Annotated in this window: 14 protein-coding genes; 4 read left to right on the top strand and 10 right to left on the bottom strand. The window is 63.0% G+C overall.

The genetic code is table 11. The annotated features are described in order from the left end of the window. Positions 1-36: 36 nt before the first annotated feature. The gene (locus I6E60_RS10345) at positions 37-1,290 is read left to right on the top strand and encodes an isochorismate synthase MenF (RefSeq protein WP_197180203.1); all 1,254 of its coding nucleotides are present in this window, start codon (positions 37-39) and stop codon (positions 1,288-1,290) included. A 32-nt stretch (positions 1,291-1,322) separates the two neighbouring features. Here the strand turns inward: I6E60_RS10345 and I6E60_RS10340 are convergent, their stop codons facing one another. The 4 genes from I6E60_RS10340 to I6E60_RS10325 all read right to left on the bottom strand — a co-directional run bounded on the left by I6E60_RS10340 (position 1,323) and on the right by I6E60_RS10325 (position 5,004). Then, positions 1,323-1,967 carry an arsenate reductase ArsC gene (locus I6E60_RS10340; RefSeq protein WP_231601501.1) on the bottom strand — a complete coding sequence of 215 codons (645 nt, stop codon included), beginning with the start codon at positions 1,965-1,967 and terminating at the stop codon, positions 1,323-1,325. Between the two features lie 112 nt (positions 1,968-2,079). Beyond that, positions 2,080-2,904: a polyphosphate kinase 2 family protein gene (locus I6E60_RS10335; protein WP_197180201.1), complete on the bottom strand. Its 825-nt coding sequence runs from the start codon at positions 2,902-2,904 to the stop codon at positions 2,080-2,082. Positions 2,905-2,975: 71 nt separating this feature from the next. Further along, positions 2,976-4,691, bottom strand: coding sequence for a 2-succinyl-5-enolpyruvyl-6-hydroxy-3-cyclohexene-1-carboxylic-acid synthase (menD, locus tag I6E60_RS10330; protein WP_197157171.1), 1,716 nt, complete (start codon positions 4,689-4,691; stop codon positions 2,976-2,978). After that, complete coding sequence (locus I6E60_RS10325) at positions 4,672-5,004, bottom strand: PLD nuclease N-terminal domain-containing protein (RefSeq protein WP_197126222.1); 333 nt, start codon at positions 5,002-5,004, stop codon at positions 4,672-4,674. Before I6E60_RS10325 ends, menD begins: the two co-directional genes overlap by 20 nt. A gap of 54 nt (positions 5,005-5,058) precedes the next feature. On the opposite strand from I6E60_RS10325, the gene I6E60_RS10320 reads away from it, so the two are divergent. After that, on the top strand, positions 5,059-5,409 hold the full coding sequence (locus I6E60_RS10320; protein ID WP_197126224.1) for a DUF4229 domain-containing protein: 351 nt from the start codon (positions 5,059-5,061) through the stop codon (positions 5,407-5,409). Positions 5,410-5,415: 6 nt separating this feature from the next. Here the strand turns inward: I6E60_RS10320 and I6E60_RS10315 are convergent, their stop codons facing one another. The 4 genes from I6E60_RS10315 to I6E60_RS10300 form a co-directional block, all read right to left on the bottom strand. Continuing rightward, positions 5,416-6,414 carry a 1,4-dihydroxy-2-naphthoate polyprenyltransferase gene (locus I6E60_RS10315; protein WP_197180200.1) on the bottom strand — a complete coding sequence of 333 codons (999 nt, stop codon included), beginning with the start codon at positions 6,412-6,414 and terminating at the stop codon, positions 5,416-5,418. A 9-nt stretch (positions 6,415-6,423) separates the two neighbouring features. Beyond that, on the bottom strand, positions 6,424-7,554 hold the full coding sequence (locus I6E60_RS10310) for an AMP-binding protein (protein ID WP_197126227.1): 1,131 nt from the start codon (positions 7,552-7,554) through the stop codon (positions 6,424-6,426). Positions 7,555-7,622: 68 nt separating this feature from the next. Then, positions 7,623-8,594 carry a 1,4-dihydroxy-2-naphthoyl-CoA synthase gene (locus tag I6E60_RS10305; protein ID WP_197180198.1) on the bottom strand — a complete coding sequence of 324 codons (972 nt, stop codon included), beginning with the start codon at positions 8,592-8,594 and terminating at the stop codon, positions 7,623-7,625. A gap of 82 nt (positions 8,595-8,676) precedes the next feature. After that, entirely contained in the window at positions 8,677-9,102 is a 426-nt protein-coding gene (locus I6E60_RS10300) for a 1,4-dihydroxy-6-naphthoate synthase (RefSeq protein ID WP_197157163.1), read from the bottom strand. A 42-nt stretch (positions 9,103-9,144) separates the two neighbouring features. On the opposite strand from I6E60_RS10300, the gene I6E60_RS10295 reads away from it, so the two are divergent. Together I6E60_RS10295 and I6E60_RS10290 are read left to right on the top strand one after the other, a co-directional pair. Beyond that, positions 9,145-10,137 carry an o-succinylbenzoate synthase gene (locus I6E60_RS10295; RefSeq protein WP_197180196.1) on the top strand — a complete coding sequence of 331 codons (993 nt, stop codon included), beginning with the start codon at positions 9,145-9,147 and terminating at the stop codon, positions 10,135-10,137. Between the two features lie 65 nt (positions 10,138-10,202). After that, the gene (locus tag I6E60_RS10290) at positions 10,203-10,817 is read left to right on the top strand and encodes a hypothetical protein (protein WP_197180194.1); all 615 of its coding nucleotides are present in this window, start codon (positions 10,203-10,205) and stop codon (positions 10,815-10,817) included. A 122-nt stretch (positions 10,818-10,939) separates the two neighbouring features. On the opposite strand, the gene ccsB is transcribed toward I6E60_RS10290, so the two are convergent. Together ccsB and I6E60_RS10280 are read right to left on the bottom strand one after the other, a co-directional pair. Next, entirely contained in the window at positions 10,940-11,941 is a 1,002-nt protein-coding gene (gene ccsB / locus I6E60_RS10285) for a c-type cytochrome biogenesis protein CcsB (RefSeq protein ID WP_307841818.1), read from the bottom strand. Beyond that, positions 11,938-13,512, bottom strand: coding sequence for a cytochrome c biogenesis protein ResB (locus tag I6E60_RS10280; protein ID WP_197126422.1), 1,575 nt, complete (start codon positions 13,510-13,512; stop codon positions 11,938-11,940). The genes ccsB and I6E60_RS10280 overlap by 4 nt, the downstream gene beginning before the upstream one ends. Positions 13,513-13,535: the final 23 nt, after the last annotated feature.

Genomic DNA, 13,535 nt, shown 5'->3' with positions numbered 1-13,535 from the left:
AGCCGTCCGGTCACGGGCAGAATCGGAGAAGGTGCCATGGCTAGCACCCATGCCGTCCTGAGCAGTGTTACGCGCCCAACCGCATCCGTCGATCGACTACTCGACTGGATCACCCCGCAGCATCCTCTCGGCTTCATTCGCGACGGCGAAGGCCTTGTCGGCATTGGCGAATTGCTGCGACTCGAGTTCCGAGGTGCCACCCGATTCACCGACGCCGCGGCCGCCTGGAACGAACTCTCGCGCACCGCAATCATTCACGACAGCGTGAAGCGCGCTGGCACCGGCCTGATCGCCCTCGGCAGCTTCGCATTCGCCGATTCTTCGGATGCCGTGAGTGTGCTGATCATTCCCCGCATTGTTGTCGGGAGCCGCGACGGCATCCAGTGGGTCACCACCATTACCGCCGGAGAAGCCAGCGGCCTGCCCGTGACCTCCGATGGTCTGCCCTCTGATCCTCGAGCGGCCGCCGGGGACCCCGTGCACATCGTTTTCACCCCCGGTGAGATGAGCGCAAAAGGCTTCACCAAGACCGTCAAAGCGGCACTGCGCGAAATCTCCCACGGCGCGGCAGCGAAGATCGTCATTGCGCGAGACCAGCATGCTGAGCTGCCCGAGAACGCCGATCTGCGAATCCCCCTCAGCGCCCTTGCCGCACGCTACCCCGATACCTTCACGTTTGCCGTCGACGGCCTCATCGGCTCCAGCCCCGAAACCCTCGTGCGAGTGCAGAACGGTGCCGTCAGTGCGCGCGTGCTCGCTGGCAGTGCCGCGCGCGGCGGGGACCGCATCTCCGACGGGCGAGCCGCCGGAAGCCTCATGAACTCCCCCAAAGATCAGAAAGAACATGCGCTCGCTCTTGCCAGCGTTATGGATGCGCTCGCACCGCTCAGCAGCGAACTGCATGCGGCATCCGCGCCCTTCACACTTCAGCTGCCCAACCTGTGGCACCTTGCGACTGACATCGATGGCCGGCTCCGGGAGCACGCGAGCGCGCTCGACCTGATCGAGATTCTGCATCCGACCGCGGCCGTCGCAGGCACCCCAACACCCGACGCCATCCGCATCATCGATCAACTCGAAGGCTTCGATCGCGGGCGCTACGCCGGCCCGGTTGGCTGGGTGGATGCCCACGGCAACGGCGAATGGGCTGTTGCGTTGCGCTGTGCCCAAGTGACTGACAGGCGCATCACGGCCTACGCCGGAGCGGGAATCGTGGCGGGCTCTGACGCCAAGAAAGAGCTTGCGGAGACTGAACTGAAGTTCCGCCCCATCGTCGAAGCCTTCGGGTAGCGACGCGGACAACCCGCTGCCGCTGCCGAAAGCTACGGCGCGATCTCGCGCAGCAGTTCTTCCACACGCGCGCGGATCTCATCGCGCACCCGTCGAACTCCGTCGAGGTCGAGGTCGGCAGGGTCAGTGAGCTGCCAATCGAGGTAGCGCTTGCCCGGGTAAATCGGGCAGGCGTCGCCGCAGCCCATCGTGATCACGGCATCCGCAGCACGCACGACATCGTCGGTGAGTGGTTTGGGAAAATCGTCGGTAAGGGCGATGCCCTCTTCTGCCATGGCGTCCACGACAAGAGACAGGATGCTCGCGCCCGGCTCTGATCCGGCGGAGCGCACATGAACGCGCCCCTTGCCGAGCTCGCGCAGCCACGCTGCGGCCATCTGCGAGCGCCCGGAGTTCTGCACACAGACAAAGAGCACCTCGGGCACCGTCTTCGGAATCACGCCCTTAGCCTGAGCGAGAGCAGCGAGACGGTCGTGCGCAAAGCGGTAGGAGAGGCTCGCGAGGTGCGTCGAGACTTTCGCGGTGCGCGCGAGCGCAGCGTAAGACTCGAAGAGAACTCGCTCGATGGTTTCCTCACTCACGAGGCCGCCGTACTGCACCGCAAGACGTTCAGCGCCGCGGCGAAGAACGTCGTTGGGGTCAGTAAGCGGCATTTGACCAGAAGGTGGGGTGCGCATGATTCCTCGTTTCGATTGAACACTCAAAGCATAGATGAACGTCTATGTATTTTCGAGTGTTCGCGAGCAGATTCATTTCCTGTTCACGAACCGCCAGCCTCACGCCTGCCGACTAGCTATTCGCGAGTCGCACTTTCTCCGCCTCAACGTCGTAGTCGGCGCTCGGCCACTGCAGGTCAAGGCTCTCCAACGCCTCAAGCAAAAGCTGCTGAACAGCCCAGCGCGCGTACCACTTGTGGTTCGCCGGAATCACGTACCAGGGAGCGTTCTCGGTCGTCGTACGGCGCAACGCGATCTCGTAAGCCTCCTGATAGTCATCCCACAGCAGTCGCTCGTCCACGTCTCCCGGGTTGTACTTCCAGTGCTTCTCGGGGCGATCGAGGCGCTCCTGCAGGCGGTCCTTCTGCTCGTCGGCGCCGATGTGCAACATGACCTTGATGATCGTCGTGCCCTGCGCGATCAATTCTTTCTCGAACTCCTGAATGATGCCGTAGCGCTCCTCGACCGTCTCGGGCGTCGAGAAGCCACGCACGCGGTGGATCAACACGTCCTCATAGTGCGAACGGTCAAAGACACCGATGAACCCGGCCTCAGGAAGCTCCTTGCGAATGCGCCACAAGAAGTCGTGTGACTTCTCCTCATCGGTCGGCGCTTTGAAAGCATGAATCTGCACGCCCTGCGGATCAACCCCACCGATCACGTGACGCAGGATGCCGCCCTTGCCCGCGGTATCCATCGCTTGCAACACGAGCAAAACGCGGCGCTCGCCGCCGAACTTGCTCTCGGCGAAGAGCCGCTCTTGAAGCGCAGCGAGACGTTCGCCGTTCTTCTCGAGAGCTTTTTCGGCATCCTTTTTGCTGCCATCAAACTCAGGAGTGGAGGACGGATCGATGCTGGCAAGCTCGAAATCGGCGGTGACAGGCGTGAGTGTGCTCATGCCCCAAGGCTACTCGGCACGCTTCTATTCACCACCGAAACCGTGCTCGACTGCAGACAGGACCTCGGGCGTTAGCGCCCGAGCGGAACCTCGATGATGGTCGGCTCGGGGTGAGCAGACAATGCCTGATCGAGTTCTCCTCGCGTTGCCGCAGAAACATACCGCCAGCCGTACGCGACAGCGAGCGCCTCGATGGAGGCATTCTGTTGCGTGAGCAACACCCGGTCGAAGCTGTCGCCAGCCTGGCTCGCCACCTCGAGGCCGTCGAAGATGGTGCCGCCGTTGTCGTTGCCGACAATGACTTGGATGCGCGGTCGGGGTTCGCCGACGCCAAACATCAGCGCGCCCACGTCATGGAAGATCGCCAGATCGCCAAGGAGCACCCGAGTGACGCCCTCATTGCCGACTTCGGCTTGGCTCGCGAGCGCGATTCCGAGAGCGGTCGAGATCGTGCCGTCAATACCGGCGAGGCCACGATTGGAGTGCACCGAAATCTTCTTGCCCGGCACCACACGGTCGACCTCGCGGATCAACCGTGACGCGCCAAGGACCAGACGGTCGTGCGGCCAGGTGGCGCGCCAAACGGCTTCGGCGAGCATCCGCCGGTCAACGGGGGTGCGCACGATGGCGAGTTCTGACTTGGCGTGGGTTCCGGCATCCGCCTCGATATCAGGAGCGATGCTCTCGGTTTCGAGCAACTGACGGCTCGACATCACCCAGCGACCCAACCACGCGCGATCGGTGGCTTCGCCCGAGACCGAAACCTCGTCAACGAAGAGGCGAACGCAACGGCCAGGGTTGTAGTCGTCGGCCGAAGGATGCCGCACCACAATGGTTTGCACCCCACGACGCTGAATGAGCGCGGGAATCTCTCGGCTGAGAGTCGGATGCCCAAACACGATCACCCGTGCGACTCGGTCGCCGAAGTTGGCGGCGTTCAGCAGCTCGCGGTAGGCGACCACCAAGTTGGGCCCGAAGTGGGCCCCACTCGCGACCTCCGCGATGAGCGGTGCACCGAGTTCGCGGGCCACTTGCTCAGCACGGGGACCAGCGCCGGTGCCCGCGATAACGACGGTGGCGGGCGACGGTGAGATAGCGAGAGTCGTAGGCGCACCCGGCGACTGGTGAGTGGTGTTCTCCACGACGGGGTCGAGGTCACTAAAAAGGTCAGGGAAGACGGGTTCGCGAGTGCCTGCCGGCTCGGGGGCCACGTCTGCTGCAGTGGGCTCCCACACGAACGGGGCCGACAGCGGATCGTCAAACGAGAGATTGAGGTGCACGGGGCCATCGACCGCGGCGATCGCATCGCGAGCGAGTTGCGCTGCGGCATCCATTTCGCCAGCAGCACCGGTCGGCGCCTCAACGTCCCACGTCTTGTGCACAGCGGTGCCGAAAATACCGGGCTGCTGGGTGGTCTGGTTAGAGCCAATACCGCGCAACGAGTCAGGGCGATCAGCGCTAATAATGATCAGCGGAACGGCCGAGTGGTGCGCTTCAAGAACCGCAGGGTGCAGGTTGGCGACGGCAGTGCCCGAGGTGGTGATAACCAGCACGGGCGAACCTGTTTCGACGGCAAGGCCCAGCGCGAGGAAGGCGCCAACGCGCTCATCGATGCGCACGCGCAACCGCAGCAGTCCCTGCTTCTCGAATTCGGCAGCCGCCAACGCGAGAGCCTGCGAGCGCGAGCCGGGGCTCAGCACAACATCTCGAACGCCGAGACGAACAAACTCTTCGAGAAGGGCTACCGAGTAGTTGGTGGCTGGAGAGTTAGTTGGTCTTATCGTCATCGTCGAGATCTGCTAGTTCCTGTTCGAGGCGGCGAATGCGCTCATCTTGTTCTTCCTGACGGCGCATCTTGCGCAAGAAGTCAGGGTCATCGTCGGGGGCAACGCTGCGTGTGTGGCCAGAACTGGCACTACGTGCCTTGCCGAGCATGAACCAGAGCACAACACCGATGACCGGTAGCAGCAGAATCACAATGATCCACAACACCTTCGGCATCGCGCGAACCCGGCTGCGTTCGGTAAGGATCACATCCACAATGGAGAACACGTCTACCGCAACGAGCGCGAAAGCGAGGACTACCAATAGGCGAGGCATGCGACCATTCTACGCTCGCAGTCTGCACGCGGGTTGCGAGCCTAGACTGTTGCCGTGAAACCTTGGATCTCCTACTCCCTTCTCCGCGTCGGAGTCTTCGCCGCAGCCTTCACCGTGCTGATGATCGCGAACGTTGAGCCGTGGATCGCCGCCCTCATCGCCGCAATTCTGGGATTTGCCATTTCGTACGTGTTTTTCTCGAAGCTTCGGGATGCGGTGGCGCTCGACCTTGCTTCGCGTCGCGGGCGCCCCAGCCACGATCCTGACCGTGACGCCGAGGATGCCGCTGTCGACCACGATGCTGCCGAGGAGCAAGCGGATGCCGGTGCTGACGCAGAAGCGGAAACTAGCGCGTCATCCGCCGATCAGAGCACTACACCTGCGCCTCGTAACGACGCCCAGTAACAACGATTAGAACGCGATTGCTGCCGCGAGCCCTAGGCCGAACAGCAGCGCGGTGAGCCCGGTGAGGCGCAACGCCAAGATCAGTTCGGCTGGCGTTTTTGCGGTGAGCACAATCACGCAGGCGGGCAGTGCCACGAGCAAGACGAAGTTCACGAGATAGGCGTTGAAGTACAGCAACGAGTAGACGCCCAGGATGACGAACGGCACGAGCATCGCGACGACGTAGAAAATACGCGATGGTAGATTGCCCATCCGCACGGCCAAGGTGCGCTTTCCGGCGATCTTGTCTTGGGCGATATCACGGATGTTGTTGACCATGAGAGTTGCAACAGCAAATAACCCGACAGCAACGGCTGCCAGCCACGACTCGAGGTTTACGGTGCCGGCGAGCACGAACGTGGTGCCGGCGGTGGCGACGAGGCCGAAGAAGATGAAGACGAACACTTCACCGAGGCCGAGGTAGCCGTAGGGGCGCTTGCCTCCCGTGTAGAAGTAGGCGGCGATGATGGCCGCGGCGCCGACGGCAAGCATCCACCAGTGTCCGGTTCGCACGACGATGACGAGTCCGGCGATGGCGGCGAGACCGAACCAGGCAAAGGCAACAGTGATGACGGTGCGCGGGCGAGCGGCACCCGAAGCGGTGAGGCGACGAGGGCCGACGCGGTGGTCATCCGTTCCCCGCACTCCGTCGGAGTAGTCGTTGGCAAAGTTCACGCCAATTTGCAGCGAGACCGCAACGACGAGGCAGAGCAGCGCGCGGACCCAGTGCCAGCCGGCCCCATCAACGTCGTGCGGAAGCACGTAGGCCGCCGCTGTGCCGAGCGCGACAGGCGCAAAAGCTAACGGCAGGGTTTGGATGCGGGCGCCACTGATCCAGTCGCGCGCGGTGGCTTTCGCAATCTTGGGCGCCTTGGGCGGTCGCCCACCGGGACGTCCGCTCTTTTTCTTCGCCGCAGCGGTCGAAACGGTTGCGGGGTCAATGCGTTGCTTTTTAGGAGAGGCCACGGAGGGATTCTACTTAAGCACGACTGTGGCTAAGGCGAGTCGATCGGGTTTTCCTGTCGAAAGCAGAGGAATCTCATCGATCAGCATCACGCGCGCAGGTGCGGCAGCAGCCGAAGCCAACTGAGTTGCCACCGCTTGGCGCACCACATCGAGAGCGATCGCCCGCGTCGTGATCACCACGGGGGCTTCACCCCACTCGGGGTGGGGAGCGGCAACGACAACGGCTGAGTCTTGGCCGGGTAGCGTGCGCACAGCGGTCTCCACCTCGGCAATGGAGACCTTCACTCCACCGGAAATGATCATGTCGTCGGCTCGTCCGCGCACGCGCAGCACGCCGTCGACGAGCTCGCCGACATCGTCGGTGCGGTACCACCGCACGCCATCCTGCACGCGGAAGGAGAATGCACTGCGCCGCAGGTCGTCAAGGTAGCCCTCGGCGAGCATGGGTCCAGCGATTTCGATGCGGTCATCAACGAGGCGCACCTGCGCGGTGGGCAGCGGTATGCCGTCCCAGACAGCGCCGCCACTGGTTTCGCTCGACCCATACGTGGTCGAGACGGCGAGACCGCGAGCGCGGGCTGCCGCCAACAACGCTACGGGGATCGACTGGCCGCCGACCAGAATCTGCTGGAAGGTGGAAAGCGCCGCAATGGACTCTTCCGATTCGAGAAGACGCGCCAATTGCACGGGCACGAGTGACACGAAACGCCGTTCCCCCGTGAGCTGAGCTGCCGCCTCCACGAAGGTGGTCGCGGTGAAGTCACGCGTCGACATCATGATCGGCTCGGTGCCCGCAAAATAGGAGCGAGCCAGCACATTGATACCGGCAATGTAGTGCGCGGGCACGGCGAGAAGCCACTGCCCCTGGCCACCCAGCAGCTCATCGGATGCCGCAGCACTCGCCTTCAGGGCGTCAGCACTCAGCATCACGCGCTTGGGTCGGCCGGTCGATCCGCTCGTTTCTACGATCACCGCGACGTTCGCGGGCACGGTTTCTGGCAGGCCAGAGGGGGAGGCCGGGTGCGGCAGAATCGCGGCTCCCGTTCCGTCGAGTGCCGGCTTCAGCGCCGCCCAGACTTTGCGGGGATCGCGGGCGTCGATAGACCAGAGTTCTCGGGTCGAAGTGGTGTCAGCGGTCACGGGTAAACCTCTCTGGGTTAGAACTGCGGGAGCGTTAGGGCTGTCTGGGCGTTAGAGCTGCCTAGGCGTTAGTACTGCCAGGGGAAGGGCGACCAGTCGGGTTCGCGCTTCTGCAGGAACGAATCGCGGCCTTCGACAGCTTCGTCGGTGCCGTAGGCGAGGCGCGTCGCTTCGCCCGCAAAAACTTGCTGACCAACAAGGCCGTCGTCAACCGCGTTGAGGGCAAACTTGACCATGCGAATAGCGGTCGGCGATTTCGTCATGATGGTTTGCGCCCACTCGTAGGCGGTGGCTTCGAGCTCGGCGTGGGGCACGGCAGCGTTGATCGCTCCCGCGTCGAGGGCGCGTTGCGCGTCGTACTCGCGGGCCAGGAAGAACACTTCACGGGCAAACTTTTGGCCTACTTGGCGAGCGAAGTAGGCACTGCCGTAACCGGCGTCGAAGGAGCCGACGTCGACATCCGTCTGTTTGAAGCGGGCATGCTCGGCGCTAGCAATCGTGAGGTCACAGACCACGTGCAGCGAGTGCCCTCCCCCGGCAGCCCAGCCGGGAACGACCGCGATAACGACCTTGGGCATGAAGCGGATGAGGCGCTGGACTTCAAGAATGTGCAGGCGTCCGGCGGCGGCGCGGCGCTTTCCCGCAGCGGCGGCAGCATCGGCCTCGGCCTCAGCCGCGGAGAGCCCGGCGGCAGCGGTCGGATTCGTTGCGCCCTCTTGGCCTTCGTACTCATAACCAGCACGGCCACGGATGCGCTGATCGCCGCCAGAGCAGAACGCCCAGCCGCCATCTTTCTCGCTCGGGCCGTTGCCCGTGAGCAGCACGACGCCGATGCGAGGATTCTGGCGCACGTCATCCAGTGTTTGATACAACTCGTCGACGGTGTGTGGCCGGAAGGCGTTGCGCACTTCGGGACGATCGAAGGCGATGCGCGCAATCGTTCCGCTCGCATCGTGGTGGTACGTGATGTCGGTGAGGTCATCGAACCCGGCGACCGATCGCCACAACTTCTCGTCGAAAATTTCAGAAACAGGCGCCATGGCTCCACCCTAACCATCGGGGTGCAGAGCAGGCTGATGCCGAACCGGGGATGTTCGGCTTTCGTTCGTCGCGACGAACCCTTTAGCTGCCAAAGAAGCGGAACACGTACAACACGATGAGTGGGTTCGAGAGAACGGCGACGGCAAGCCCAAATGCTGCCCAGCGGCGCTGCAGGCCGAAAATGAGACACAGCATGGCGGTAATGGCGGCCGAGATTGACACCACGATCGCGGCATACGCCAGAGCAGTGCCGTTCGGGTAGTCCCCGCCAGCAGAGACGATCATCGCGATGATGAACAAGACGAGAGTGGCGACGCCGAGTGCTGCGGCAACAAAGCCCAGCCACCGCGGGCGTGATCTCCGCGCGACTGGCACCTCTTCGGCGTCGGGGGTTGGCTCGTGCTCGCCGTCGGCGGGCAGCTCAGTTTCTTCGTCGTCGACAACACCTACGACGTAATAGGGCACCACTTTGGTCGCAATGCGCTCGATATCCCCCGGATTAGTCACGCAATTACCCTAACTGACAGTGGAACTTGTCAGACTGGGAACATGTTCCCTTCAGCGAACGACATTCTCGACACCGCTCACGTGGTGTCCCTGCCCCTGACCTCCCGTTTTCGCGGCATCGATCAACGCGAAGCACTCCTGTTTCGCGGCCCGCAGGGGTGGAGCGAGTTCTCACCATTCGTCGAGTACGACGATGTCGAAGCAACCCCGTGGCTCTTGGCCGCGATCGATTATGCCTACAACGAGATGCCACCCCTCGTGCGCGATCGTATTTGGGTTAACGCCACCGTGCCCGCTGTTCCCGCCGAGCTGGTCGAAGCGGTTCTCGAACGTTTCCATGGCTGCCGCACCGCCAAGGTGAAGGTTGCCGAGCCCGATCAGACCCTCGAGGATGACATTGCCCGCGTCGCCGAAGTGCGCCGCGTCATGGGGCCGACTGGCCGCATCCGCATTGATGCGAATGGCGCGTGGACGGTCGATGAGGCCGAGCGTGCTGTGCATGCCCTTGCCGGATTCGACCTTGAGTATGTCGAGCAGCCGTGCGCGACAGTGGAAGAACTCGGTGAGCTGCACACGCGCATTGCCTATATGGGCATCCCCGTCGCGGCTGACGAGAGTGTGCGCAAAGCCGCCGACCCGCTCGCGGTCGCCCGCGCGGGCGCCGCCGACCTCCTCGTCATCAAGGCACAGCCTCTGGGTGGCGTCTCTCGCGCTCTGGAGATCGTGAAGGATGCCGGGCTGCCCGTTGTGGTCTCCAGCGCCCTCGAGACCTCGGTGGGGCTCGCGATGGGCGCGCACTTGGCTGCCGCCATCGATCCCCTCGACTATGACTGCGGACTCGCCACGGCATCCTTGCTCGCCGCCGACGTTACCGCTGCTCCCCTGCGCGCTCGCGACGGGCACCTCGAAGTGCGCCGCATCGAGGCCGACGAGGCGCTGCTCACTCGCTGGGCCGCTAATCCCGAACGTACGCAGTGGTGGCGAGATCGCCTCGTCCGCTGTCACGAACTAGGTAAAAACTACTCAGCACAGTAACGCGGCCGCTCAGTAGGGTGGACGAACTGGTTGTCTCCGAGGGCAATCACTTCCGAGGAGTACACATGAGTCTTGAATCGCGCCGTCTAGGTGCCATCGCCGCCGTGAGTCTGCTCAGCCTCGCCGTACTCACCGGGTGCTCGGCGCCGGCCGACGAACCAAGCACTCCCACGGTGGAGACGGATGCCGCAGCCCCCGAGGAAGTCGAAGAGGACGCTGCCACCGGCCCCGAGTGCCTCATCGGAGACTGGTACATCGCCGAGGATCAGATGCAGGGCTTCTACTCCGCTGTCAGTGGCTCTAACGACGGACTCGACATCTCAGTCGAGGGTGGAACCGGGCTCGCTTTCACCGACGCGACCTACACCTACACTCCCGACTTCGAGATCCTCTTGCAGGTTGCCGGCACTGAGGGCACGGGAGCCATCACTGGCGGCATCAGCGGCGATTACACCGCCACTGACACCGTGATTACGACTTCACAAGAGGTGAGCGACATCGCCGTCAGCGTGACGGTCTCGGGGGTCACCATGGATGGCGCTGATCTCACAAACAGCTTCTTGGCGGATGCCCCGATCAACTCAGCACCGTATGAATGCGGTGACGATGGCCCGATCATCCACTTCTCCACGGGAGAGGGAAACCCCACCGTGCCGATGCAACTCACGCCCGCCGGCTAGTCACTACTACCGTGAGCCCGAAGGGGCTCTCCCCAATCAAACGCTGGGGTGCAGCTCGGTGCGGCCCCAGCGTTTTTCTTCGCCACGGGCGCGCCGCGATCGGCGCCGCCCGCAGCAGTCGTTTACAGGCCGGAGTAGGCGTGAAGTCCTTTGAAGAAGAGGTTCACGACGGTGAAGTTGAAGATAACGGCTGCAAAGCCCACGATCGCAAGCCATGCTGACCGCGATCCGCGCCAGCCGCGGGTTGCCCGGGCGTGAATGTAACCGGCATAGATGGTCCAAATGATGAAGGTCCAGACCTCTTTGGTGTCCCAGCCCCAGTAACGACCCCAGGCCCGCTCGGCCCAAACAGCGCCAGCGATGAGAGTGAAGGTCCACATCACAAAGCCGACCACGGTCAGGCGGTAGGCGAGAGTCTCGAGGCGGTCGGCCGCAGGCAGAGTGTCAAGGAAGCGCAACTTGAGCGCCTTGCCCGCTTCGCGACGCGACTGCATGAGCTGCACCACCGAAAGTCCGGCGGCGAGGGCAAAGAACCCGGTGCTGAGGCTTGCGACGAAGACGTGAATAACCAACCAGGCCGACTGCAGCGCTGGCGGCAGGGGCACAACATCCACATAGAAGCTTGAGGTGCCGACGCCGAGCGCGAGCAATGCGAACCCGGTAATAAATGAGCCGAGGAAGCGCAGGTCTTGCCAGAACTGCACCAGCAAGAAAACGCCGACGATCAGGGCTGTTGCGGTGAGCGTGAACTCAAACATATTCGCCCACGGAACGCGGCCCGCGGCAACCCCGCGGAAAATGACGGCACTCACGTGCAGCACCCACGCGATTACGGTCAGCGCCATGGCGATTCGCAACGACTTGGGCGAGTGAACAATAGCGGCATCACCCGTCGAAGCGGGGCTCGCGGTTAGCGTTGCCGTACCGCCAGAACTTGCCGCTTGCATGACAGATGCCTGCTGGGCGGATGCCGCAGCCAACCCGGTTGCACTCGCTGCGGAAGCATCGCTCGACTCCGCCGAGCGGCGTGCCAAATCGACGGCGAACATTATGAACGCAAAGGTATAGATCGCCATCGCTGAATAAACCGCAATCAGCGAATACGACACGAGGGTCTCAGTCACGATTCCACCCTAACTCTCAGTTGCTGGGAATGCTTATCGGCAAAGTCGGCGACTGCCGCTTCGAGGTTAGGGTCGTCGCCACGAGCCAGCGCGGCATACTCAACTGTTGTCACGCCAGCGGCGTCAGTCGTGGCGGCCACCCACATGCGGCGACGGGGCACGAAGAGGCTCGTAATGAGGCCGCCAAAGAGCAGCATGGCGAACAACAGCACCGGCAGTTGCGACGGATCATGGTGCACATCGAGGGAGACGAAGCGCGGGATGCTCGTCAACTCGACACTGCCCAAACCGTTGGGCAGTTCGAGCCGGTCGCCGGGAGTGAGGCGCAAGGTTTCAGCGTCGGAACTCCGGCCCGCGATTTGCTCGAGAGAGTCAGTGTTGAGCGAATAGGCGTTGGTGCCCTGCCCGTTGTCGAGACCGAGGTCGCCCTCGTACACCTCCAACGTGAGCACGGGTGACACCAGGTCGGGATACACGGAAGCTAGTGCTCCGGAGCTGAGGGTTCCGGCGGTCGGATACAGGAAGCCGAGCATCCCGATCTGCTGATCGAGTCCGTCGGGCACTTTAATGATGCAGGTGCTGCCGAGGTTGGCGTCGAACGGCAGGCACGGCGTTGGTTGCGACCAGATGACTTTGTCGTCCGCATCGCGCACGGTGATAACCGGGGCATAGCCGTTGCCGAGCAAATACAGGTTGGTGCCGCTCAGGCTGAGAGGCTCATTGACCTTGATTTGAGACTGCTGAGGCTCGTCGCCGCGCACCGTGGTCGTGACGTTGGCGGTGAAGTCAATCGCTTGACCGATCGCCTGTTGGTTCTCGATTTCGTAGACCGGCTCGAAAGAGTCAAGCGCGACGGTGTACGGGTCGAGAGCGTCATCGCTGAAGAACCGGCCCGGGTTGAACGAGTCATAGCTGGCGAGCGAGTTACTGAATGCATAGCCCTCTACGACTACGCGCTGCCCGGTGTAGCCGAAGCCGCCGCCGATCCCCACTGTCACGAGAACGCCGACGAGAGCGGCGTGAAAGACGAGGTTTCCCGTTTCGCGCAGGTAGCCGCGTTCAGCGCTGACCGAATCGCCATACAGCTCGGTGCGGTACCGCTGCGAGCGCAGCAGGCCACGTGCTGAATCGATCGTCGTTGTGACATCCGCCTCTGTCGTGCGGGTGGTGAAACCCTGCAACCGCGAGAGACGCGCTGGAGTCTTGGGTGGGCGAGCACGAAGCGCATCGAAGTGATGTTTGGTGCGCGGCAGCACACAGCCGATGAGGGAGATGAAGAGCAGGAGGTAGATCGACGAGAACCACACCGAGGAGTAGGTGTTGAAGACTTGAAAGAAGTCGAGAATCGCTGCGGTGTCTGGATAGTTGTTGCGATAGGCAATAACGCCGTTAGGGTCCGACGTGATTTGCGGCACGAGAGAGCCCGGGATTGCCGCAACGGCCAAGAGAAGCAGCAGGAACAACGCCGTGCGCATGCTCGTGAGCTGGCGCCAGAAAAAGCGACCGTAGCCCGCAAGCCCGAGCTTCGGCTGCGTGATCTTGCTTTCCGGCGCAGGCGTTGGCGCGTCCATGTGGTCGCTGGGACGCGTGGCAT

Origin of the sequence: Salinibacterium sp. SWN167 (assembly GCF_015864665.1) — a bacterium.
Lineage (GTDB): Bacteria > Actinomycetota > Actinomycetes > Actinomycetales > Microbacteriaceae > Rhodoglobus.
This window is presented reverse-complemented; position numbering and strand designations above follow the sequence as displayed.

Bases quoted from the DNA above. Each gene is read 5' to 3' on its own strand.
- I6E60_RS10345 (WP_197180203.1), top strand. From the start codon at position 37: ATGGCTAGCACCCATGCCGTCCTGAGCAGTGTTACGCGCCCAACCGCA.
- I6E60_RS10340 (WP_231601501.1), bottom strand. From the start codon at position 1,967: ATGCGCACCCCACCTTCTGGTCAAATGCCGCTTACTGACCCCAACGAC.
- I6E60_RS10335 (WP_197180201.1), bottom strand. From the start codon at position 2,904: ATGAGCACACTCACGCCTGTCACCGCCGATTTCGAGCTTGCCAGCATC.
- menD (WP_197157171.1), bottom strand. From the start codon at position 4,691: ATGACGATAAGACCAACTAACTCTCCAGCCACCAACTACTCGGTAGCC.
- I6E60_RS10325 (WP_197126222.1), bottom strand. From the start codon at position 5,004: ATGCCTCGCCTATTGGTAGTCCTCGCTTTCGCGCTCGTTGCGGTAGAC.
- I6E60_RS10305 (WP_197180198.1), bottom strand. From the start codon at position 8,594: ATGGCGCCTGTTTCTGAAATTTTCGACGAGAAGTTGTGGCGATCGGTC.
- I6E60_RS10295 (WP_197180196.1), top strand. From the start codon at position 9,145: ATGTTCCCTTCAGCGAACGACATTCTCGACACCGCTCACGTGGTGTCC.
- I6E60_RS10290 (WP_197180194.1), top strand. From the start codon at position 10,203: ATGAGTCTTGAATCGCGCCGTCTAGGTGCCATCGCCGCCGTGAGTCTG.
- I6E60_RS10280 (WP_197126422.1), bottom strand. From the start codon at position 13,512: ATGGACGCGCCAACGCCTGCGCCGGAAAGCAAGATCACGCAGCCGAAG.